The organism is Microcystis sp. LE19-10.1B (assembly GCF_027530565.1).
Classification (GTDB): domain Bacteria; phylum Cyanobacteriota; class Cyanobacteriia; order Cyanobacteriales; family Microcystaceae; genus Microcystis; species Microcystis aeruginosa.
Genome location: NZ_JAPZQM010000229.1, coordinates 1 through 19801 on the forward strand (window position 1 = coordinate 1; position 19801 = coordinate 19801).

General features: G+C 41.9%; 16 protein-coding genes and 1 pseudogene. 6 read left to right on the forward strand and 11 right to left on the reverse strand.

Annotated features, from left to right (window positions below; translation table 11 throughout):
* The 3 genes from O9332_RS08290 to pdxH form a co-directional block, all read right to left on the reverse strand.
* A partial coding sequence (locus tag O9332_RS08290; protein ID WP_288024859.1) for an NB-ARC domain-containing protein occupies positions 1-1959 on the reverse strand: 1959 nt, incomplete at its 3' end.
* A 118-nt stretch (positions 1960-2077) separates the two neighbouring features.
* Positions 2078-2380, reverse strand: a complete 303-nt coding sequence (locus tag O9332_RS08295; protein WP_287637032.1) for a trypco2 family protein — start codon at positions 2378-2380, stop codon at positions 2078-2080.
* Between the two features lie 231 nt (positions 2381-2611).
* Positions 2612-3256: a pyridoxamine 5'-phosphate oxidase gene (gene pdxH / locus O9332_RS08300; protein ID WP_012267993.1), complete on the reverse strand. Its 645-nt coding sequence runs from the start codon at positions 3254-3256 to the stop codon at positions 2612-2614.
* Between the two features lie 51 nt (positions 3257-3307).
* Between pdxH and O9332_RS08305 the strand changes: the two genes are divergently transcribed.
* Positions 3308-4078, forward strand: a complete 771-nt coding sequence (locus tag O9332_RS08305) for a segregation/condensation protein A (protein WP_288024863.1) — start codon at positions 3308-3310, stop codon at positions 4076-4078.
* Between the two features lie 255 nt (positions 4079-4333).
* Here the strand turns inward: O9332_RS08305 and O9332_RS08310 are convergent, their stop codons facing one another.
* Complete coding sequence (locus tag O9332_RS08310; RefSeq protein ID WP_002760524.1) at positions 4334-5818, reverse strand: polysaccharide deacetylase family protein; 1485 nt, start codon at positions 5816-5818, stop codon at positions 4334-4336.
* Positions 5819-6085: 267 nt separating this feature from the next.
* On the opposite strand from O9332_RS08310, the gene O9332_RS08315 reads away from it, so the two are divergent.
* Complete coding sequence (locus O9332_RS08315; RefSeq protein WP_002760525.1) at positions 6086-7393, forward strand: hemolysin family protein; 1308 nt, start codon at positions 6086-6088, stop codon at positions 7391-7393.
* 36 nt (positions 7394-7429) lie between these two features.
* Complete coding sequence (locus O9332_RS08320) at positions 7430-8236, forward strand: Rpn family recombination-promoting nuclease/putative transposase (protein ID WP_288024867.1); 807 nt, start codon at positions 7430-7432, stop codon at positions 8234-8236.
* A gap of 35 nt (positions 8237-8271) precedes the next feature.
* On the opposite strand, the gene O9332_RS08325 is transcribed toward O9332_RS08320, so the two are convergent.
* Positions 8272-9609, reverse strand: coding sequence for a proton extrusion protein PcxA (locus tag O9332_RS08325; RefSeq protein WP_002760527.1), 1338 nt, complete (start codon positions 9607-9609; stop codon positions 8272-8274).
* Between the two features lie 78 nt (positions 9610-9687).
* On the opposite strand from O9332_RS08325, the gene O9332_RS08330 reads away from it, so the two are divergent.
* On the forward strand, positions 9688-11808 hold the full coding sequence (locus O9332_RS08330; protein WP_288024869.1) for a PD-(D/E)XK nuclease family protein: 2121 nt from the start codon (positions 9688-9690) through the stop codon (positions 11806-11808).
* Between the two features lie 97 nt (positions 11809-11905).
* Here the strand turns inward: O9332_RS08330 and O9332_RS08335 are convergent, their stop codons facing one another.
* From O9332_RS08335 to O9332_RS08360, 6 genes and pseudogenes are all read right to left on the reverse strand, one after another.
* Positions 11906-12076 (reverse strand): DNA adenine methylase, encoded by a 171-nt coding sequence (locus tag O9332_RS08335; protein WP_002760529.1) that lies wholly within the window; start codon positions 12074-12076, stop codon positions 11906-11908.
* A gap of 17 nt (positions 12077-12093) precedes the next feature.
* A pseudogene (locus O9332_RS27995) lies at positions 12094-12492 on the reverse strand (helix-turn-helix domain-containing protein).
* Between the two features lie 46 nt (positions 12493-12538).
* Complete coding sequence (gene hypB, locus O9332_RS08345) at positions 12539-13351, reverse strand: hydrogenase nickel incorporation protein HypB (RefSeq protein ID WP_002760535.1); 813 nt, start codon at positions 13349-13351, stop codon at positions 12539-12541.
* Positions 13342-13686, reverse strand: a complete 345-nt coding sequence (locus O9332_RS08350; protein WP_002760536.1) for a hydrogenase maturation nickel metallochaperone HypA/HybF — start codon at positions 13684-13686, stop codon at positions 13342-13344. Before O9332_RS08350 ends, hypB begins: the two co-directional genes overlap by 10 nt.
* A gap of 286 nt (positions 13687-13972) precedes the next feature.
* The gene (gene hypE / locus O9332_RS08355; RefSeq protein WP_002760538.1) at positions 13973-15043 is read right to left on the reverse strand and encodes a hydrogenase expression/formation protein HypE; all 1071 of its coding nucleotides are present in this window, start codon (positions 15041-15043) and stop codon (positions 13973-13975) included.
* A 105-nt stretch (positions 15044-15148) separates the two neighbouring features.
* Positions 15149-15934: an Rpn family recombination-promoting nuclease/putative transposase gene (locus O9332_RS08360; RefSeq protein WP_288024877.1), complete on the reverse strand. Its 786-nt coding sequence runs from the start codon at positions 15932-15934 to the stop codon at positions 15149-15151.
* 397 nt (positions 15935-16331) lie between these two features.
* On the opposite strand from O9332_RS08360, the gene O9332_RS08365 reads away from it, so the two are divergent.
* Both O9332_RS08365 and recG read left to right on the forward strand, forming a co-directional pair.
* The gene (locus O9332_RS08365) at positions 16332-17237 is read left to right on the forward strand and encodes a hypothetical protein (protein ID WP_288024880.1); all 906 of its coding nucleotides are present in this window, start codon (positions 16332-16334) and stop codon (positions 17235-17237) included.
* A 67-nt stretch (positions 17238-17304) separates the two neighbouring features.
* Positions 17305-19773 (forward strand): ATP-dependent DNA helicase RecG, encoded by a 2469-nt coding sequence (gene recG / locus O9332_RS08370; RefSeq protein WP_002760542.1) that lies wholly within the window; start codon positions 17305-17307, stop codon positions 19771-19773.
* The last annotated feature ends 28 nt before the right edge of the window (positions 19774-19801 follow it).

Sequence of the window (19801 nt, forward strand, 5' to 3'; positions counted from 1 at the left end):
CTCTTTTCCCCCCTTTTCAAGGGGGGTTAGGGGGGATCTCTCCTTTTCAAGGGGGACTTCCACCTCTTTTCCCCCCTTTTCAAGGGGGGTTAGGGGGGATCTCTCCTTTTCAAGGGGGGTTAGGGGGGATCTCTTAATTTGTCTTTGATACCTGCTTAAAAATTGCTGATGTGCCTCAGCCATTGATAACCCTAACCCCGGTAATTGATAATCCGTTTCAGGATGAGGAGACGCTAGGATCAGATTTCGGGCTAAATCATGTAACAAATCATGGACCCGATAACTCGTTAATACTTCACTAGAAACCCCCGTTAATAATAAAGCCTTACTCCGTAAATATCTTAAAGTTTGTCTCGCTTCTATAACCTGACAATCCCATAACGTCGATGCCATTTTTTCGGTAATGGTAACATCATCGGGTAACACCCCTAACCAGCTAAATTGTCTCAATCTTTGCCCATTTAACCGCTTTAAACTGAGATTAAAGCAAGCAATTACACTATAATGTTTTCGTTTTTCTTCATTGGCATTATCTCCAGCTTCCAAGCGATCTAAAATTTCTAAATTAGCGATTTCTGCTCGTAAATCTTCGATTAATTCAGCCCAAGGAATCCCATCTTTAACTTGTGCTGCTCCCAACTCCAAAGCTAAGGGTAAATACCCCACAATCTTCGCTAAATTTTTCCCTTGTGCTTCTTCTTCAGCAGTTAATTCCTTTCTTAAATAACCCGTTAATAAGGCTAAAGATTGGCTTTCCGTCATCACATCCAAATCATAACGAATTGCCCCTTTAACGGGAACTTCTCTAGTGGTTACTAATAATTTACAGTGATTTACTGCTACTATAAAAGGATCAATATCTTCCACATTCCAGAGATCATCTACTACTAATAAAGCCTTTTTATCTGCCAATAAAGTCCTCAAGTGTAAGGATGCCGCATCAATACCCGTCGGCTTAAAATCATAATCTCCTAAAGCTTGAATCCAGCCATGAAGAAAGGATAAAATGTCCGGTTGTTGTCCTAATGTTGCCCAGAAAATGCCATCAGTAAAAAAAGCTTGAACCTTTTTCTCCTGTGCTAAAGCTGCCGCTAAAGTGGATTTACCAATACCTCCTAATCCATAAATCGCACTAATAACTAAAGTTCCAGTTTTTTCCGTTGTTGCTGACAATAAAAGTTTATTTAACTCAATACTAACCTCTGGACGTTCGACAAAATAACTCGGTTTAGGAGGAGCTTGATTGCGATAGGAAGAAGATTTTAAAGAAGCGGATATAACGCGTTTAGTTTCAGGATCAATATCATGGTTTTCTAATATCTCACACCATTCGGGATTGTCATAAACCCTTGCCAAAGATTCAGCTTCTAAAGATTCAGGACGATCTGGATTTTGATGCCATTTCTGCACACCCACCACTAACCCATTACAAACAATTGCTGCCCCTGATGTCCCCTGCCAAGGGGACTTTGGTTCTGCCTCTAAATTAGCCTTTTTTACCTCTAAAATTGACGGCTTCCGAGTAACTTCTAAGACTAATAGACCATCTGGCGAAACATCTGCTGTGTAAATAATACCCTCAATATGAAGTCTTGTCGCCTTTTCTTCTTTATCAGTTTTAATCAACCCCCATTCAGGCCACCCCAAAAACTCAAACTTAACTTTTTCCCCACTATTACTATCAGGTAACAACCCAAAGTCTACAGGATCAAAAGTTTCGATAGTTTCTGGTAATTCAACTAAAGCTATATCTATATTATCCGGTGCTTTCCAAATTACTTTAGCGTCTATATCCTGCTTATCAGAATAGTCTGATGCTGATCTAAATCGTACTTTACAGTCGTTACTATTATCAAATAGATGCCGACAAGTCAAGAGTAAACGTCCCCCAATTCGATAGGCAGTGCCATACTTAGGGGCAACAATTTCTAAAGCGCGATCGGGTTGGAATTGGGGCATAACTTATCGGATTGATGTAACCTATTCTTCTGGGATGGCGATGGGTTACGCTTCGCTAACCCATCCTACAAATTAACTGCTTTGGGGGCAAGCATTGCGTCCCTAGGGGTATAAAATTCTAATCGGGAATATCATCACTTGCTGTCAATACAGGTTTTCCATCTTTCCAAATGGGTTTAAGGGGAATTTTAATTCTATGGGTTATCGTATCTTTATTGGTGACACCCCCACCCATTTCTACTACCCAAAATTTCAGCCCACCTTTGCCTTCTTTCGACTGCTCAACCACAAATTGAACCTCTAATTCAATGTCACCCACTTCAAAGCGAATCTGCTCACCCTCAGAGGCTAAAATAGATTTACTCAGTTCAACCCGCAATGCTTCTAAGGTTTCTCGAAGTCCAACTTTATTGATGTCCATAATTCTCTAGTTATTTTTGAAAGATGCAAACCAAAACCCTTTCAATTCTATCGTTTTTCTGAAACTTTAGGGCGGACGGATTGCCTTTATCCAATTGATATAATAGCCCAACCCGATCGCTAAGGGAAGCGCGGGTTGGGAAAAGACATCGACCTAATATTATCTCAAGACTAAAATGACAAATTGAATTAGCATCGAGCTATTTTGCCAATACAAGGTGTCAAGATCAAACTAAGGAGCTAAACGTTGCCTTTGCCAACTGCCATCTTCTTGACGATAATAACAGAGACGATCATGGAGACGACTGGGGCGACCTTGCCAGAACTCGATTAAACTAGGAATTAGGCGAAAACCGCCCCAATGAGGAGGACGGGGAACTTCACGACCCGCATATTCTTCTTTTAGTTCTGTCAGGCGTTTTTCGAGGATATCTCGCCCCGAAATCACTTCACTTTGATTGGAGGCCCAGGCCCCTAAACGAGATTCCCAGGGACGGACAAAAAAGTAATTATCCGATTCCTCCTCGCTGATTTTTTCTACAGTTCCCTCGATCCTAATTTGCCGTTGCAATTCTCCCCACCAAAACACTAGGGCCGCATTGGGATTAGCGATTAATTCCTGTCCTTTGGCGCTGTGGTAGTTGGTAAAGAGAACAAAACCGCGAGGATCGAAGTCTTTTAACAGTACCATGCGGGCCCGGGGTTTACCCTCCGGGGAAATAGTGGCTAAAGTCATAGCGTTGGGTTCTAATCTTCCCGAAGATACCGCCCGTTCTAGCCATTGTTTAAATACAATGAAAGGATCGGCAGATGTTTCGGACTCTAGCAATTCTTCAAGATTGTAGTCCAAACGCAGGTCAGCGATCGATATGTCCATGGTTTTGCTTGCTAAATTCTATCCTTTGAGATCCTACAAGATTCTACAATCATGACTATCACCTCGGCCAGTGATGCGATCGCCTCTCTTTTAGAAATGGCGGAACAGGGAGAAATTGACCCCTGGGATGTGCAGGTTATTGATGTGATCGATCGCTTTTTGGCAGAATTGGGGTTATTAAATGATCTAGATTTAGCCATGGCCCAGGCTAATTTACCCCAATCGGGACAGGCTTTTTTATGGGCTTCCATGTTAGTTTTATTTAAGGCTGATACCCTAGAAAGATTGTCTTTGGAACAGCAAGAAGAAAGTCTGATAGATGAGGAAATTAGCGATTTAGAACGGGAATTAAGAACTTTACCCCGTTATCTAGAAAATCATATTCGCCGTCGTACTGCTGCCCCACCACCGCGAAAAAGACGGGTAACTTTGCAGGAGTTAATCACTCAATTACAACAGATTGCCCTAGAGATTGAAGCTTTACCGAAACTGCCTGTAGTTGTCCCGAAACCCCGGCCCCAATCCCGACGGGAAGCGGTACAAATTATCACGGAATTAGCCCACCAAGAAAACCTGACGGAATTGGCAGCGGAACTGGACTTTTTTTTGCAGAGAAAGTTTTTTCAATTGGAGAAAAAGGAGATAGAGTTTGAGTATTTATTAGATTTATGGCAAGCAGAAAAGCCCTCTAGTCACTCGGCAACACAGGAAAAGGTGGCGATTTTTTGGGCTTTACTTTTACTGGCTTCTCAATCAAAAGTGGAATTAAAACAAGAGGATTTTTATCAGGATTTGAGTATTTCTTTAATTAGGGTTTGCTGAAAAGCTTTTTCGTGGGGGTAGGGTGTGGGGTGTAGGGTGTAGGGTGTGGGGTTTTACCGATTTTCAGGTGGTCAACTACCTAATTTTCAGGGAAAAAGTACCTGAATTTTCCCCCCGATCACTCCAATGGTAGGCACTTTTTGAAGGAAAAAAAGTCTAAAAGTCTTACCCAACAAGGTTTTTAGATTTATTCAGCCAACCCTAATTAGGGTTGGCTGAAAAGCTTTTTCAGCCAACCCTAGATACCTTACTATCTTAGCGGGTTAAGGCCGCGCCTCTTTCGTACAAAGTGCGGGCATAATCGGTCCAAGTACCTTGGCCCCAATAACGGAAACAACTGGTTTGCACGAGCAAATTATAAAGCAGTGCCTCCAGATAATCGGGCCGTCGGGTGAAGCTAGGATCCGCCTGTACTAAAAGATCATATTTCTCGTGGAATTTAGCGCTTAATTGGTTCATCGGTTCGAGGACATTTTCGTAACCGCGCACCCAACTGAGATCATTGGTCCAAGATGCCCCATCCATGGTAAAACGGTGGTCGGACTGTTTTAACTCAGCGATCGCCTGTTCCACTGCTTCAGGGGTAGCGGCATCCGGATTAACTCGCTGCCAGATTTTATGCTGGTGTACGGCTTGAATTGGGGGATAATCTTGGGGATTAACGCCAGCGGCCTCGATTAACTCCAGATATTCCGTGCCGTTAAATCCTGCCACAGTGGAACCCCCCTGCATTTCCCGCCAAGGATTGGGAAAATCGCGAGGAAATTCATTCATCATCACGCCACCATTTTCACCGTCGGCAATCTGGGAACCTAGGGAAGGAACCCAAACGCCGCCGATTTGCTGTTTACCGCGGCATTTGGCCTCGTGGTAGGGTTGCATTTGGGCGACTAATTTGGTGTCGGAACCCTGGGTTTTAATCAAAGCAGTAATCGCAATCACTTCACCCCGAGAATTACGGGCCACCAGGCGATTAGGAATATATTTTTGTTCCTGACTCAATCCCGAACCGTCGAGATTTTCCACCGAGTGTTCCTGTACCAATAACCAACGATAGCCGCATTCTTTCAGGGCTTTAATATACTCGTAGAGGGTATCGGGATGGTTAGGAAGGTGCATTTCCGGGGGAGAGAACCCTTTGACTCGTTTCAGGGCATCGGGGCCAAAAATCGAGGCAAAATAGGTTTGCCATGCTTGCATCTGTAATTTTAGATCGGGAATCGGTGTGGAAGGAGCCACCGCATGACTCCACATCGTCCCCAACCATTCCACATAGGGTTGATATTGACTGTTACAGGTGATTAATTTGAGTTTATCGAGGATATCCTGCCGTCCCATCTGTACCAAACCCCAGAGGAGATTGCCGGAATAATCGAGCATAATCCGGGGATTACAGCCTTCCGCCACCAATTCCGGGATAAAATCGCCCATGCGACTGTAACACCAGGCAAAAACGCTGGCATTATGGTTATCACCATCCCCCTGATTCTCGAACATATGCTGGAGATTGCAGATTAATTCACCATTAACACCCGCGGGGATGGTGGGTTGGTGCATATGCAAGGCACAGGCAAAACCAGCCTTGATATGGTCTAATTGGAGATTTGTTGTCGGTAAAAAGATCGGATCATCGTGATTAACAATCGCTGCGATTTCCTGTTCCCAACCGCAAATAGTCGGTAGTCCGGGGCGGATTTCCGTGATAGCGTTCGATTTCGATGATACGGGTGTAGCGATCATAATTTTTCAGGCGAATAGATTGAGATAGTTTGTCCCCACTCTCCCAGGGACAACTTTGTTTACTGGCAACAGGTCACTCTTGACTGTTCACTGCTAACTGAGCTAAGAGTGCGGACTTGATCCTATCCCATTTATACTGGGAGTAACCCTCTCCAGACACAAGCCTTCGTAACTCGTTAAAAATCAAGATGATTCTTTACTGAACTTAACCGATCCTCGCACTATGATACAAACAACTATCCGCCCTTTTACCTGTAAATTTTAACCATGTTCTCGGCGACTACCGAAATTCTTGTTATCTTCTTCCTGATCCTCCTCAATGGAGTCTTTGCTCTCTCGGAAATTGCCATTGTCTCGGCCCGCAAAGTCCGTTTAGAACAATTAGCCAGAGATGATCGAAGGGCGGCGGTGGCCTTAAAATTGGCCAATGATCCCAATCAAATTTTATCGACGGTGCAGATTGGCATTACCCTAGTGGGTATCTTTGCCGGGGCCTACGGAGGAGCTAATTTATCGGTCAGTGTGGCGCAATTATTGGCCCAAGTTCCTGTTTTAGCCCCCTACAGTCAAGCTTTGGGATTAGGATTAGTGGTGTTAATTATTACCTATCTATCCCTAGTGGTGGGGGAATTAGTGCCGAAACGGTTAGGTTTAAGTAATCCTGAAAAAATCGCTATCCTCGTTGCTGATCCTCTGAATAGGTTATCAAAAATTGTTTCGCCCATTGTCCATCTTTTGAGTCAATCGACTAATCTGATTCTCGGTTTGTTGGGGATTAATACTAATAACAATGATTCCCCAATTACGGAAGAAGAATTGAAAATTATGCTTAAACAGGGAACCGCAGCGGGAACCTTTGAGGAAGCAGAACAGGATATGGTGGAAAGGGTGTTAGGATTGGGCGATCGCCGAGTAAGCCAGATTATGACCACGCGCCCAGATATTATTTGGCTAGATTTGGAAGATAGTGCCGAAATTAACCGCCAGAAGCTAATTGAGAGCAATCATAACCGTTTTCCTGTGTGTCAGGGCAGTTTAGATGAGGTTTTGGGGGTAATCGAAGTCACAGACTTATTGGCAGATTGTTTAACCGGTGAAAGTTTCGACCTGACGAAGGATTTACAACAGCCGCTTTTTGTGCCGGAAAGCACTAGGGGTTTAAAGGTTTTAGAATTGGTGCAGCAAAGTGGTCATCATATTGCCTTGGTAGTGGATGAGTACGGGGTAATTCAAGGATTGGTGACGCGCAAGGATATTTTAGAGGCAATTGTCGGCGATTTACCCCAATTAGATAACATTGAAGATGCTCAGATCGTGCAGCGGGAAGATGGTTCTTGGTTGATCGATGGTACAGTGGCGATCGAAGATTTTAAAGAGTTATTTGAAATCAGTGAATTACCGGGGGAAAAACAGGGCAATTATCACACTTTAGGTGGTTTTATTATTACCCATCTTGGCAGGATTCCGGGGGCTGCCGATCATTTTGAATGGCAAAGGTTGCGCTTGGAAGTGGTGGATATGGACGGTAATCGTGTCGATAAGGTGTTAGTCACGCTATTGTTAGATGATTTGTAAGTAATTGTTAGTAAACATCTAGATTTTTTCAAGCTTGTGAAGACCGATACAATTTTTTATCAACTCTTGCAAACCTTTCCGGGGTTAATTTTTGAATTACTGGGAGAATCAACCCAGAAAGCTGAAAATTATCAATTTTCCTCCCGAGAAATCAAAGAATTAGCGCGTCGTTTTGACGGTATTTTTTTACCGACCACAGCAGCACCGGAACTAATGATTTACTTTGTTGAAGTGCAATTTCAGGATAAAAGTGATTTTTATTGGCGATTTTTAACAGAAATTGTCATCTATCTCAATCAGTATAAACCCGTTCAGGATTGGATAGCTGTAGCTTTATTTGCCTCCAGGGATCTGGATAATAACTTTCCCTATCAACTGCGGGGATTTGAGATAACGGGACAGATCAGACCTATTTATTTAGATGAATTAATCGATAGTCCGGCTCCGTCTCTGGGTTTAGGAATTATTCAGTTAATTGTCGCTACACCCCAATTAGCACAGCAACGAGGAAAACCACTTTTAGAAAAAGCGATCGCTGAAATTGATGATCTAGTTTTCCAGCAAAAAGTTGTAGAATTAATTGAAAGAACCTTAGCCTATAAATTTACTAATCTTAGTCGTGCGGAGTTAGAAGCTATGTTCGGATTAGATGATCTCAGACAGACTCGACTTTATCAAGAAGCTAAACAAGAAGGTCGTGAAGAAGGTCGTGAAGAAGCTAAAACTGAAGCGATCGCTGGTTTACTAGCTTTAGGTTTAAGTATAGAACAGATTGCCACTGCTTTGCAATTAGAACTTACCAAAGTACAAGAGACAGCGGCCAAATTATCCCCCCCAAATTAGAAGGATAAATTATTAGGTTTCTCCCTGACTTTACCCTATTCATTCATATTACGATAGGTAGCCACTGCCGAGGGAGAAATGCGATTGAGATAACGGAAAATCCAATATTTTAAGACTGTATCCAAGATAACGGGAAAAGTGGCGATAAAGAGAAAATTAAACTGGCGATTTTCCGGTAAACCGAAATGACGACTTAATCCTTCTAGGATCACTTCCCAACCGTGGGGAGAGTGGAAACCGACAAATATATCGGTAAAGAGAATAATTAAAAAAGCTTTAGCTGAATCGCTAAGATTATAGAGAATGCCATCCAGAAAAGACTTGACAATCTCGATTTCCCGACGACTAAAAGCGACAACAAAACCAAAGGCAATCAGGGAACAAATATCGGCGAAAATATTAGCGATCGCATTTAAACCTCGTTGGCGAAATTCTTCACTTAGTACCGCGGCTTTTTTGGTAATTTCTCCCTCGATTTCTTCGTTAGATAATTTGGGTGCTAAACCAATCATACCTCGAAAATGTAAAGCTTCCTCAAATCTTCTCAATTCCGAAAAAGCTTCTTCTTCTAAATCCTGATTGATAAAAATAAACTGTTCCTGTTGTTGGAAATATTTATTAACCAAGGGGGTAATCAGGAAAGTTTTGGTTAATTGCTGGGTCAACAAAGGAACAATAATTAACAGTAAAATAAACTTGAGGGAAATGGCTGTTTTATAACGAGAATTGCGAAATTTCTTTAAAACTGCCTCCTCCGATTCCTCCGCTTGGGGATCAATTTCCTGTTTAATGCGATTAAAAGTATTGACAAAAGAACGGGGTAAAACCCCCGGTTTTTCCGTAGCTTTTTGGGATTTATTACTTTTGATTATTTCCTCATCTTCAATACTACCCGCTGCTAAAAAAGAGCGATTTCTAGAAGTCTTATTTTTGGCTGTTTCCTGCTCAAAATTTCTGTTCTGGATACTTTTGGGAACATCTTGAATATCTTCTTGCCAATAATTATCTTGATATTTTCCGATAATACTATCGATAAACTGAAGTTTTTTCAGACAAACATCTGTGGTGACAGTAATCACCCCATTATTAATTGTCGGTTGATTAGGTCCGAAAGTATTAACGATTGATCGACTAGCTTTAAACTCCGTCAATCTGACTTTAATTTTTTGCAGATAACCTTTAACTTCTGCGATAAAATAGGAATTAGTGCTGCTGCCATAATTCGAGAACTCCGCTGCCACTTTTCGCCCTTGAAAATGCTTATCTTCTATTTCCTTAATCTTCAAAGCTGCATGATAGGCCTCATCTAAAGAACGTTCAGGAGTTTGTAATAACCATTGATTAACACCTTGCAAAATCCGATTAAGATTCATAGGAAACAATTACTTCCACAAGGGAGAAAAGCTAGAGTACCGATCAGTTATCTTAACAAATACAATCCAGAAAAAACGATGTCAATCATACCAATTTGGATCGAAGGTGGGACTCGATCGGGAAAAACCACCGCTTTAGTCGGGGAATTTCGGCGCTGGGTTGTTTCTCAACTTCAGTCCCAGGATTCATTGTATCTCGATCGACCGAAATCATCGCCCCTTCCCCGATCGATCTTAGTTTTCGCTGCCAACGATGATAATAAACGAGAATTAGCCGATCAATTAGCCCTTGCTGTTAGGGGTAGCTATCCGATTCTCTGCAAAACCCCTTTAGGTTTTCTCACCGATGAAGTCATCCTGTTTTGGCCGTTAATTTTCGAGTCTTTAGGGCTAAAAGCGCAATTTCCCCGCCGATTACGCCCAGAAACGGAACAGGAACTCGCCACCCGTCTCTGGCAACCAGCAATCGCTGAATTCTTCCAGCTTACTAGCATAAATGAATATCGTTTCGTCCGTCAAGTTCTCGATTTGTTACAATTAGCCGGCGCTAGTGGTGTTCCCGCAGAAAAGATACCCGAAAGATTAGCCGACGGATTATCAGAAACAGATCTAAAACGAGTTTTAGCGATTAATGAGCAGGAAACACCAGAAAAAGTGGGAGAATTAATCATTCAATGGCGTGATTGGTCTCTAGAACGTGGTTTATTAAGTTATGGTATCATCTACGAACTCTATTGGCGCTATTTATTTCCTGATAGTCGTTATCAGCAGCAACTATTAAAACGCTTCCGGGGAGTTTTTGCGGACGATGTGGACGATTATCCGGCTATTGCCAAGGATTTACTCAGTTTTTTCCTCGATCATGATTATTTTAGCGTTTTTACCTACAATCCCCAGGGAAAAATTCGCTTAGGATTAACTGCCGATCCCGATTATCTACAAAAATTAGCGGCACGCTGTCAAATTATGTCATTATCTACCACTGACGGGTTAGCTGCTCAGTTTAGCGAGACGGTTCTCTCCTTAATCAGCGACGGTAACTATCTTGGCAATCTTCCCGATCAATTCATCTCCCTGCAAACCACCTCTCGCGCCGAATTGTTACGGAAGACAGCCACAGCTATTATTCAAGCAGTCAAGCAAGGGGCAGTAAAACCCGAAGAAATCGCCGTTATTGCCCCCGGTTTAGACGAAATCGCCCGTTATAGCCTGATGGAAATTTTAACCGGTGCTGGGATAGCCGTTCAACCCCTCAACGAACAACGACCCCTGATCAGTTGTCCTCTGATTCGGGCATTATTGACCCTTCTCGCCCTTGTTTATGAAAATTTGGGGCGTTTAGCCCCCCAAGAGGCTATAGCGGAAATGCTGGTGATTTTTAGCCGTTATCGCTGGGATGAAGAACAAAATTTAATTCCCGATATCGATCCAATCCGCGCCGGATTAATTGCCGATCATTGTTATCAAGTGGATCTGGAAAATCCCCGTTTATTAGCGATCGAAACTTTTCCCCGTTGGGATCGCTTAGGACAAAAAGCTTGTACTGCCTACGAAAGAATTTGTCACTGGATCGAAGGGATGAAAAAACGGCAGCAAGAAGCGAAACTTTTCCCGATTTTTGTCTTAAATCAAGCGATCAAACAATTATTAAACGATGGGGAAAATTTGCCCTTCGATCACTTGGCAGCTTTGCGAGAATTAATGGAAACTGCCCAACATTTTTGGGAGATTGATCGCCGTTTGCGTGAGAGTGAACCCTCTTTTCAAAGTCCCAGCGAAACTATTAGTCAGTTTATGCAACTTTTGCGTCGTGGCACAATCACTGCTAATCCCTATCCTGTGCGACAATTTATTAAATCTTCCCCGGCAGTTACCCTAGGCAATATCTTTCAATATCGTTCTTTTCGTTCTAGTCATCGTTGGCATTTTTGGCTAGATTGTTCCTCCCCACTCTGGGAACAAGGAGGTGCTTCCACTCTTTTTGCTGCGCCGATTTTTTGGCGAGAAAGTCCCTATCAACGCTGGACAACGGAAGCAGAATTAGAGGAAAATCAGGCACGTTTACAGAGAATTTTAAGGGATTTATTAGCAAGGGTAAGCGAAAAAGTTATCCTCTGTCACAGTGATTTAGGAGTATCGGGAACCGATCAAACCGGACAACTTTTATCTTTAGTACAAGCGGCAAAAGAATATGATTAAGCACTAGAACAAAATTAACTTCTTGGTTAGGAGAGGCAAAAGGCAATAGGCAAGAGGCAAAATGGGGAAATAAATAATCAGTTTTTAATAACTAGATTTAGTATAAGGTCTTTTTGGGTTGTAAATTAAAAGCTACCACCCCCGAACCACACAAGGGTTCTATCCAGCGCTCACAGTTTTGCTGATCCGCTAAACTTTTGATTGATGATACCAGTTTAGTTTTGATACCTTGACATTTAATCGGGGGAACAATGACGGCTGTTTTCATTAAAAACTAATAGAGAATTACATGAATACACTGGGGGAAACATTGAAAATCTCTCCTAAAATTTTCCCTTGAGCTTTACTAATCGATCGCTTGCCATTAACAATCTCAGAAACCACACCCTTAGAACCAATTTTACCAACTAAATCAGCTTGTTTCATGTTGTTAGCTGACATTAAGTGTAATAATACTTCCTGCGGTGAAGCTGGTTCGGGTTGAGGTTGTTTGGCATCAAAATCCTTAATAATTGTCGCCATTAATTTAACCATCGCGGTTTCTTCTGGTAGTCGATCCTGTTTACTAATTAGATTAAGGAGAAGATGACGCGCTTGCTCATATTATTCCTCATTTTCAATAATCTTGGGTTGAAATTTAGTCAACAGTTGATTATAAATATTTTGATTAAGTGCTAGAGTCATTTTTCTTTCGGTTAGACTGAACTTTTTGGGTGTGTTACTGCTTAACTTAAACCAGTGATTTTAACCAACTGTACCAAGCATCTAAACCTTCTCCAGTGGTAGCGGAAACTTGAAAAACTTTCAGATTGGGATTAACTTGATAGGCGTAATCTAAACAGCGATCGAGGTTAAAATTAACGTAGGGCAGTAGGTCTATTTTTGTCAAGATCATGACTTGAGAAGCGTGGAACATATAGGGATATTTAATCGGTTTATCTTCTCCTTCGGTGACGGAAAGAATGACGACTTTTGCATTTTCTCCCAAATCAAATAAAGCAGGACAAACTAGATTACCAACATTTTCGATCATGACTAAAGAATTCATCGGTGGATCGAGTTCGATTAATCCTCTCTCTACCATTGATGCTTCTAAATGACAACCTGTTCCGGTGTTAATTTGGATAACCTGACAACCGGTTTCACTAATTTTTTGGGCATCATTAGCTGTTGCTTGATCTCCCTCAATGACACTGATAGGAATAGCGGTTTTTAAATCGGCAATTGTGCGAGTTAACAGGGTAGTTTTTCCCGAACCGGGGGAAGAAACCAGATTAAGAGCAACAGTTTTTCTCCCCTTCAACCAACCGCGATTTTGTGCCGCTAATAGATTATTTTTTGCCAGCAGGTTTTGCTCAACTTGGAAAATATTACCATGAATTTGAGCGTGAATTTCCGCAGGATGATGGGGATGCTCATGCTCGTGATCGTGATGGCTATGACTAATAACAGTACCATCGGCTAAAATATGTTCATGGGTTCCCGTTTGCGGATTAGTTAATGTTACTTCCGAGTTATCAGAACAACCACAGGTTACACACATAAGGATTCTGTCTCCAACGATTTGAGATTTAATTCTTGACCCTGTAAAATGACTATATTGCGACTACCACATCGATCGCAGATTCCGTAGGGATATTCTAGTTCTAGCTCATTTCCGCAATCTTGGCACTGTCCTAAACCGGAAATTTCCAGAATCTCTAACATTGCCCCCTCTATATTAGTACCTTGACAACAGGTATCAAAACAAAAAGCGATCGATTCTGGCATAATTGCCGTTAGTTTACCAATCTCTAACACCACGCGCTTAACTTTCATTCCTCGCGAGTGTTCTAAAGCAAGTTCAATAATATTTTGGGTAATTCCTAGTTCGTGCATTTTCAGTTATCAGTTATCAGTTATCAGTTATCAGTTATCAGTTATCAGTTATCAAGGAAATTTCAACTAAAACCCCAAAACCCCAACTATTTGAGGGTTCAAAACAGCAAAAATAAGGATTAAATTGCCTAAAATCTGTAAATAGACCATTTAATTGATTATTATTCATTTTTAATTCTCCTGACTCCTGACGACCGGCTCCTGACTCCTGACTCCTGACTACTGACTCCTGACTCCTGACTCCTGACTTCTAACCCTAACAACAAACTTTTTCAGCAAACCCTAATTAACATATTCTCGGTAATTGTTCACCGACTAACATATCGAGAATTCTGTTAGTGCCGAAAGGGGTTTTTAAGTAAACTAAATTGGGGGGAGAAGCGACGACTTCCCCGATAGAAGCGGCATTTTTACCGTCAGGATGGGAACGCATCACTGCTAAAACGCGATTTTCCGCCTCCAGAGGCACGACAAGGACTAATTTGCCCTCATTTGCCAGATAAAGCGGTTCTAAGCCCAATAATTCGCACATTCCTCGCACTTCTTCCCGGATGGGGATCGCCGTTTCCTGCACCTGTATTCCCACCCCTGAACTTTGGGCAAATTCGTTTAAAACCGTGGCTAATCCGCCTCTAGTGGCATCCCGCATCGCTTTAACTTGCGGGCAAACGGCCAGAATTGCAGAAATTAAAGAATTCAGGGCTTGACAATCGCTTTCGATTGTGCATTGTAGGTCTAATTCGCCCCTAGCAATCAGAATGGCGGCACCGTGATCCCCCAGAAAACCGTTTAGCAAAATGCGATCGCCAACTTGTAAATTATTCGCCCCAGAATTGATTCCGGCCGGAATTACTCCGACTCCAGAGGTGTTAATAAATATTTGATCCCCTTGTCCCTTGAGAACGACTTTTGTATCCCCGGTGACGATTTTTACTGCTGCTTTTTCGGCGGCTATTTTCATGCTAGTAACGATGGTTTTTAGGGTGTCGATAGATAAACCTTCTTCGAGGATAAAACTACAACTGAGATAGAGAGGAATTGCCCCACCGACAGCCAAATCATTAACGGTTCCATTGACTGCTAAACTGCCAATATCACCCCCCGGAAAGAATAGAGGAGAAACCACATAGGAATCGGTTGTAAATGCCAAGCGCTCGCCTATTTTAGCCAAATCTTTAATCTCAAATCGGGCTTGATCTTCAAGGGGTGCCAGTAAGTTATTATCGAAGTTACTAACGAATATCTCGTTAATTAAATCCCGCATTGCTCTGCCACCGCTGCCATGGGAGAGAGTGATATTTGTGTCGGTAATTTTTGTTTTTTTTAATTTTAAAGAAGCTGAAGGAGTGCTAGTCATAGGTGAGGTAGTAAGTTTTCGTTTTGGGTAGTCGGTGGCCGATAGCAAATTAGGTTACACTTTATCTTGATGAAAAACACTGTCATAGCTTACTGCTAGATTATATTAATGGGTTTCTGGTATTTCTCGCACTTTTTCTACAGTTAAGTCCAAGGCTTGAGCAATTTGTTCTACCGTTAAACCTAAAGCCAATAAACGCGGCACAGATTCCAGTTTACCTTCCAGTTTACCTTCCAGTTTACCTTCTTCTCGAACGTCTTGAAAATAACGGGTTTGTTTCAGTTCATCTAAACTAAACATGGCTTCTATCTCCCGGCGACTTAGACGTGGTAATTTATAGATAAGGATCGTTTCTATTAATTGTAGGAGGTTTTGCGGTTGGGTAAATTCAGTTCGCACTCGTTCAATAAGTTGTTTGGCTGTTGCCACGGCTTGATTTTCTTTAGCAATAATTAATTTTATGGTGGCAATACCGAGGGAATCTTGATTAATATCATCTAGTTCATCTAAATAGATTCGCGTCACTCTCCCAGATGTCAATAAGTCTTGATAACGTAAAATCTTATCTGATTCTACCCGACGATGGGGATAAATGACCACCCCGCGCCAATCATTGTTAAAAGCAGTTTTACTGAGATATAAGAAGATTTCAGCAAAGAAACGGCCATAAAAATTCTGATCATCTTGAAATTGCACCTCGCAGAAATAAATAGGAATGCTAGGATCGGTAATATTGGGCAAAAATACGCCATCAATACGAAAAGCTAGTTGCTTGATTTCGACGGAATCAAAGCGGTAATTCTCGGCTTCTCCGGGGGAAAGGTTGATTAATTCAAAGAAAATTGACGGATAAGATTGAAAAAGATCATAAAAAATACTGTCGGTTTTCATGCCCGGACTTGTGGTGTAAACTATGCAAAAATATAGAGATAGAGAGTTTTCCTACTAATTAGCCTGATTATAGCAGTTATCTTCGCCAAAACAAATGCTAAAAGCCGATCCGGGAAAAGCTAAGTAGGTAGGTGTTAAAAGTTGTCAGACACCCCCCTTATTAAGGGGGGATTAAGGGGGGATCCCCCCGCCTATCGGCACCCCCCTTATCAAGGGGGGCAGGGGGGATCAGAGGCAAAATCTATCTTCAATTTAATTATAACTACTTACTTAATAGCTAAAATAACTGACAACCGATCGAGTCTAAACATCTCCCCCTGGTCAGGGCGCTATAGCTGACAGTGAGTCGCTATAATAGAATTCGCCGATCGCTAACTTCTCCCTCGGTAAAATTTCTATGACTGGAAGACTGAACAAGCTACAACAAGATTTAAGGAACATAGAAACGGAAGTGGCAAATTTAGCCGAAAGAATGCGGGAAAAATACCGAATTTATCTTGATTTACTCGGTGAATCTCTCTATAAACAGGCGATCGGGGCAGTGTATCATATCTGTACCCGCTACTATGGGGGGGAATTTCTGGCTCTCTCCCACAGCAATCGTCAGAAACTACAAGAGGAGATCAAAGCTCTAGGACAAGAGGCTAAAGCCAGTTTACAGCAATTGGGCGAGCAGAGCTTCGATCGAGGGGCATTTTCAGGGGTAGGATTCTCTAAAAGTCCAGCAGAGACGAAAAATACCCCAGATTTCTTGAAACTTTTTCTAAACAAACCAGAAAATCTAGCCGCAACTGGAGAGATTAATAACCCCGATATTTTACTTTATTGTTGTCGAGTGCTGGAAAAAAACTGTATCGAGATTCTCAATCATCTCTCCAAACAAATTAATCAGCAACTACAAAAAGCTTATATTCTTCCCCCTCATCTACCCAGTCAAATTATCGATATGGCAATTCAAGCGGGAGAAGAGGGACAATCCCTAGGTGGAGGAAATAATATGTTAAACATTTTAGTAGAAGCTAAAAACCCTGAACCAGAGGAGGAAAAAGATGAAGATGAAGATGAAGATGAAGATGATGGGGATGAGCATGATTTTTCAAGTGGCAAAGTCACTAAAGTAACGGCGATTCATCTACGAATGGCTGAACTGGAATTTGCTGATACGCGCTTAAGTGTGGAAAGAAATCAAATTCGCTCCCTTTGGGAACAATTAAATCGTCTAGGGGAACAATATCATCGTATTCGCAAAGAATATACTATCGCTCAAGCGGAAGCGGCATGGCGCAGTAGTTGGTACGATTAATCAGTTATGATCAAACAGGGGTATCAGGGAAGCATAATACTGGGAAATTTGGAATCAAGAGGCAATTATGAAAGGGGAAATACCCGACTGGGTGAGATTACAAAAAGCCTTATCTGTAGAAGCGGAAAAAGGTTATCCCGATCTTCAGGGAAATCAGTACCGTTTTAGCGAGTTTTTCTGTCTTAGTTTCGGGGATAATCCTCCCGTGGGAATTTCCACCAGTGAGAGAAATCGCTGGCGAGAATTAGCCCAAAAATTTGCCCAATATTCCCAGTTTAATCCCAGACAAAGACAACAATTAGTCACCGAAACTCGCAATTTTTTACAACAATTACGGCAAACTTTAGAAGCAACCCCCACCCCAAAAGAACCAGCTGTGGCGAAAATTATTAATACCACTCCCATCACGGCAAAGGCTATTTCTCCACGGCAAGTTACCCTCGAACAACCCTTGAAATATCTAGCGGAAGTGGGAGAGAGAAAAGCTGGTCTTTTAGAAAAATTAAACCTCCACAAAGTTGAAGATTTATTATATTATTATCCCCGGGATCATATTGATTACAGTCGTCAAGTCAATATCGCCAATTTAACCGAGGGGGAAACGGTAACTTTAGTAGGGAATGTCAAGCGCTGTAATTGTTTTACTAGCCCCAAAAATACCAAGTTAGCTATCTTTGAATTGCTCTTACAGGATCGCACTGGACAGATAAAATTAAACCGTTTTTATGCGGGAACTCGCTATACTAATCGTGCTTGGCAAGAAGGACAAAAAAAACTCTATCTGGTGGGTTCGGTGGTGGCGGTTAGTGGTTTAGTCAAAGCGGGTAAATATGGGTTAACTTTAGAAAATCCTGAATTTGAATTATTAGACAGTTCTGGGGCAAGTATTGAGTCCTTAAAAATCGGGCGTATTCTGCCGGTTTATCCCCTCACCGATGGAGTACCCGCCGACCTAATTAGAAAGGCTGTAGTCGCCGCTTTTGGGGCAGTAGAGGCGATAAAAGATCCCTTGCCTTTCGGTCTAAGAAAACAATACGGATTAATCGATTTAAAAACGGCAATTACTAACATTCATTTCCCTAATAATGCCGAGATTCTAAGTCAAGCGCGACGGCGATTAGTCTTTGATGAATTCTTCTTTTTACAATTGGGTTTTCTGCGGCGGCGGCAACAGTATCGTCAGACACAAAAAAGTGCTGTTTTTAGTGCTAAGGGTCAACTAATTGATCGATTTAATCAGATAATTCCCTTTCAATTAACTAATGCTCAGAAACGAGTTATTGAAGAAATTTTAGAGGATTTAGATTCTAGCACCCCGATGAATCGTCTTGTGCAGGGGGATGTGGGTTCTGGCAAAACAATTGTCGGAGTTTATGCTATTTTAGCAGCCCTACAATCCGGTTATCAAGCGGCATTAATGGCTCCCACGGAAGTTTTAGCAGAACAACATTATCGTAAGTTAGTTAGCTGGTTTAATCTCTTACATTTACCCGTAGAATTATTAACTGGTTCCACAAAAACTGCTAAACGGCGAGAAATTCACGCCCAATTAGAGACAGGAGAATTACCACTTTTAGTGGGAACTCATGCCCTAATTCAAGATGCAGTTAATTTCCGCAAATTAGGTTTAGTTGTTATTGATGAACAGCATCGCTTTGGGGTACAACAAAGGGCAAGATTATTAAGCAAAGGAGAGTCTCCCCACGTTTTAACCATGACAGCAACACCGATTCCCCGTACTTTAGCTTTAACCCTGCATGGGGATTTGGATGTGAGTCAAATTGACGAATTACCCCCCGGCAGACAACCGATTCAAACCAGCGCTTTAAATGGGAATCAAAGAAGGGCTGCCTATGATTTAATTCGGCGTGAAATTGCCCAAGGCAGACAAGCTTATGTGATTTTTCCCTTGATTGAAGAATCGGAAAAATTAGATGTTAGGGCTGCGGTGGAAGAATATCAAAATTTATCAGAAAAGATTTTTCCCAATTTTAATATCGGTTTACTCCATGGTCGCATGAGTTCCGCCGAAAAAGAGGAAATCTTAACAGCTTTTCGCGATAATATTCTGCAAATTATTGTCTCAACTACGGTTATCGAAGTGGGGGTGGATGTTCCCAATGCCACGGTGATGTTAATTGAAAATGCCGAACGTTTTGGCCTTTCACAATTGCATCAATTACGGGGGCGCGTTGGCAGAGGTTCCCATCAATCCTATTGTTTACTTTTAAGTGGCAGTAATAGTGCTAATTCCCGTCAAAGATTGACGGTTTTGGAACAATCCCAAGACGGCTTTTTTATCTCGGAAATGGATATGCGATTTCGCGGTCCGGGGGAAGTTTTAGGACAACGACAATCGGGTTTACCAGATTTTGCCCTCGCTAGTTTAGTCGAGGATCAAGAGGTGTTAGTTTTGGCAAGAGATGCCGCCGAAAAAATTATGTTAGATGATCCCCATTTAATCACTTTGCCCAATTTGAAACAAGCCTTAGAAGCTAAATATCAACGGATGTTGGGAGCGGATATTTTAACTTGATTTAGATGTTCAGTGATCAGTAAACAGT

Excerpts from the sequence above, each read along its gene's own strand:
- O9332_RS08295 (WP_287637032.1), bottom strand. The coding sequence starts at position 2,380 with ATGGACATCAATAAAGTTGGACTTCGAGAAACCTTAGAAGCATTGCGG.
- pdxH (WP_012267993.1), bottom strand. The coding sequence starts at position 3,256 with ATGGACATATCGATCGCTGACCTGCGTTTGGACTACAATCTTGAAGAA.
- O9332_RS08305 (WP_288024863.1), top strand. The coding sequence starts at position 3,308 with ATGACTATCACCTCGGCCAGTGATGCGATCGCCTCTCTTTTAGAAATG.
- O9332_RS08310 (WP_002760524.1), bottom strand. The coding sequence starts at position 5,818 with ATGATCGCTACACCCGTATCATCGAAATCGAACGCTATCACGGAAATC.
- O9332_RS08315 (WP_002760525.1), top strand. The coding sequence starts at position 6,086 with ATGTTCTCGGCGACTACCGAAATTCTTGTTATCTTCTTCCTGATCCTC.
- O9332_RS08325 (WP_002760527.1), bottom strand. The coding sequence starts at position 9,609 with ATGAATCTTAATCGGATTTTGCAAGGTGTTAATCAATGGTTATTACAA.
- O9332_RS08330 (WP_288024869.1), top strand. The coding sequence starts at position 9,688 with ATGTCAATCATACCAATTTGGATCGAAGGTGGGACTCGATCGGGAAAA.
- O9332_RS08335 (WP_002760529.1), bottom strand. The coding sequence starts at position 12,076 with ATGAAAACAGCCGTCATTGTTCCCCCGATTAAATGTCAAGGTATCAAA.
- hypB (WP_002760535.1), bottom strand. The coding sequence starts at position 13,351 with ATGTGTGTAACCTGTGGTTGTTCTGATAACTCGGAAGTAACATTAACT.
- O9332_RS08350 (WP_002760536.1), bottom strand. The coding sequence starts at position 13,686 with ATGCACGAACTAGGAATTACCCAAAATATTATTGAACTTGCTTTAGAA.
- hypE (WP_002760538.1), bottom strand. The coding sequence starts at position 15,043 with ATGACTAGCACTCCTTCAGCTTCTTTAAAATTAAAAAAAACAAAAATT.
- O9332_RS08360 (WP_288024877.1), bottom strand. The coding sequence starts at position 15,934 with ATGAAAACCGACAGTATTTTTTATGATCTTTTTCAATCTTATCCGTCA.
- O9332_RS08365 (WP_288024880.1), top strand. The coding sequence starts at position 16,332 with ATGACTGGAAGACTGAACAAGCTACAACAAGATTTAAGGAACATAGAA.
- recG (WP_002760542.1), top strand. The coding sequence starts at position 17,305 with ATGAAAGGGGAAATACCCGACTGGGTGAGATTACAAAAAGCCTTATCT.